Annotated in this window: 3 protein-coding genes; all 3 read right to left on the bottom strand. The window is 72.3% G+C overall.

What is annotated here, in order from left to right; all coding sequences use genetic code 11:
* A partial coding sequence (locus tag AOK17_RS47285) for an NAD(P)-dependent oxidoreductase (RefSeq protein WP_055618790.1) occupies nt 1–733 on the bottom strand: 733 nt, incomplete at its 3' end.
* On the bottom strand, nt 730–1,977 hold the full coding sequence (locus tag AOK17_RS47280) for a sialidase family protein (protein ID WP_055618789.1): 1,248 nt from the start codon (nt 1,975–1,977) through the stop codon (nt 730–732). The genes AOK17_RS47285 and AOK17_RS47280, both read right to left, overlap by 4 nt.
* On the bottom strand, nt 1,974–2,769 hold a 796-nt coding region (locus tag AOK17_RS47275), incomplete at its 5' end, for an HpcH/HpaI aldolase family protein (RefSeq protein WP_245697907.1). The genes AOK17_RS47280 and AOK17_RS47275, both read right to left, overlap by 4 nt.

Raw genomic sequence — 2,769 nt, 5'->3', positions numbered from 1 at the left:
CGAGCGCCTCCTCGTCGACGAGACCGCCCCGGGCGGCGTTCACCAGCAACGCGCCCGGCTTCATGGCGGCGAGCCGGCGGCGGTCCAGGAGCGGGCCCGCGCCGGACGTCGCGGGCAGATGGAGGCTGACGACGTCGGCACGGGCCAGGCAGTCGTCCAGCGGGGCGGGCGTGGCGTCGAGTGCGCGGATGTCCGCGTCTTCGACGTACGGGTCGTGTGCGAGGACGGTCATGCCGAAGGCGAGGGCGTAGGTGGTGAGCAGGCGTCCGATGCGGCCGAAGCCCACCACGGCCAGGGTCTTTCCGGCGAGTTCGGGCCCGAACAGCTTGGGCCACTCGCCGTGTGCCACCCGCTGGTGGGACGCGGTGATGCGGCGGGTGGCGTCCAGGATGAGCCCGAAGGTGAACTCGGCGACCGCACGGGAGTTGCTGCCGGGCGCGCACACCACGGGGATGCCACGGGCCCGCGCGGCGGCCACGTCGATGGTGTCGACGCCGACGCCGTGCTTCGCGATGACCTTGAGCCGGTCGGCCGAGTCGATGACGTCGGCGGTGACGGCGTCCATGCCGACCACCAGCGCGTCGACCTCGCCGATCCGCTCACGCAGTTCGCTGCTCGGCAGCGCGGTGTTGTCGTACGGGCGCACCGGGCCCGCGCCCGCCTGTTCCAGGATCCGCCAGGGTACGGAGGAGTGGCGGGAGAAGGTGGGCGTGGTGATGAGCGTCGTCGTCATACGGGGAGCTCCCGGTCCGCCCAAGTCGGGCTCAGGCGAAGGTACTTGATCGTGCGGCGGTGCCGGGTGAACGCGATGTGCAGTGTGCCGTCCGGGGTCTGGACGACGGACGGGTAGGAGAGCTCGCGGTTGAGCCCGTCGCGGGAGTTGTTGGTGAGGCAGTGGCCGTCACCGGTCTCCAGGTCTCGGCGTACGGGCCAGGTCAGCCCGCCGTCCGAGGAGACGGAGAGGGTGAGCGGGGCACGGGGCGCACCCCAGAAAGCGGCTCCCGTCGCGGCGGCTGCGGAGGGGGCACGGTCCCCGGCCGCCCCGTCACGAGCCTCGCCGTCACCGACCTCGTCATCCCCGGTCTCCGCGTCCCCGGTCTCCTTCAGTCCCTCCTCGCCTATCTCGTCGTACAGCGAGACGCGGCGCGCGACGGCGTCCGCGGCACTGCTGTGGTTGTGCACGAGGGCGAGCCGACCGTCGGCCAACGGCACGTACTGGATCGAGGAGTTGTTGTTCGGCACGTCCAGCGGACGCGGCTCGGCCCAGCTCTCCCCGTCGTCGTACGACACACTCCGGTGCACGGCGTCCGCCCGGCGGCTGCGGAACAGGGCCGGGAGTGAACCGTCCGGCAGCGGGCGGATGTTCATGTGTACGAGTCCGGTCGAGCCCGGCACCGGAACCTCGCGCCAGCTCGTCCCGGAGTCGTCGCTGAGCATCACCGAGCTGGTGTCCCGGTCGCCCGACCAGGTCTCGCCCGGCGCGGCCACGCAGCGGAAGACGGGGAGCAGCCGACGGCCCGAGGGCAGCACGGTCACCGGCTGCCGGACGAAGACCCCGCCGTCGAAGAGCGTCCGGGACGGGCCCCAGGTCACACCCTCGTCGTGGCTGACGCGCAGGCGCACCTCGGCGGTGTCCTGGTGTCCGGCCCGCTGTGCCGTGTGGAGCAGCCACCAGTCGCCGGACGGGTCGATGGACAGCACCGGATTCTGTTCGGACCGGGTGTCGTCGTGGGAGAGCTGCACCGGTGCCGACCAGACGTCACCATCGGGGTCGAGCCGCGAGAACCACACAGAGATGTCCGCGACACCTTCCTGCGTGCCCGCGAACCAGACACAGCCCAGCCCGCCACCGGGCAGCACGGTGAGATTGGCGGCGTGGTTCTGCACTGCCAGCGCCGACAACTGCGCCTCGGCGCGGCCGGGTTCGGTGGGATGTGGGTGCACGACGCCGTCGGCGAGCGTCGGCGGCGACGTCATCGGACCAGCCCCGAGGCACGCGCGGCGGTGAGGTGCTGACCGGCGGCCTGCTCCAGATGGACGAGATCACAGGCGACGGTGACGTACGTGAAGCCCTCGGCGAGCCGCTTGGCGGCGCTCGCGCCGTCCGCGTTGTGCACGCCGACGGCGATCCCGGCGGCTGCGGCGGCCTCCCGCACCCTGACCAGCGCGGCCTCGAACTCGTCCGCGATCGCGGGGTCGGTGGAGGTGGCACCGCCGAGCGCGATGCGCAGGTCGGAGGGGCCGATGTAGACCCCGTCGAGGCCGTCGGTCGCACAGATCTCGTCGACGTTGGCGAGACCCTGTGCGGTCTCGATCATCGCCAGGACCACGGTCTGCGCGTGGGCGTCGGCGGGGTTGGGCCCGATGCGCAGGCCCGAACGCATGGGCCCGTACGAGCGCTTGCCGAGCGGCGGATAGCGTACGGCGGCCACCGCGTCGGCGGCGTCCCGCGCGTTGTCGACGAGCGGGACGATGACACCGGCCGCGCCCGCGTCCAGCGCCTTGCCGATCGGCATCGGGTCATTGGCCTCGACCCGGACCAGACCGACGGCGGTCGACCCCTTGGTGTCGATCGCGGTCAGCGAGGCCAGCACGCCCGCGTACTCCAACAGCCCGTGCTGGGCGTCCAGCGCCACATAGTCGTACCCGAGACGTGCGATGCGCTCGGTCGAGACCGGCGAGTCGAGGACGGACCAGTAGCCGACCAGCGGCTCACGGGCACGCAAGGAGGCCGCGAACGCGGCGGGGGTTCCGGGGGAGGGGGTGGAC

This window comes from Streptomyces phaeochromogenes, from assembly GCF_001418655.1.
Taxonomy (GTDB): domain Bacteria; phylum Actinomycetota; class Actinomycetes; order Streptomycetales; family Streptomycetaceae; genus Streptomyces; species Streptomyces phaeochromogenes.
This window is presented reverse-complemented; position numbering and strand designations above follow the sequence as displayed.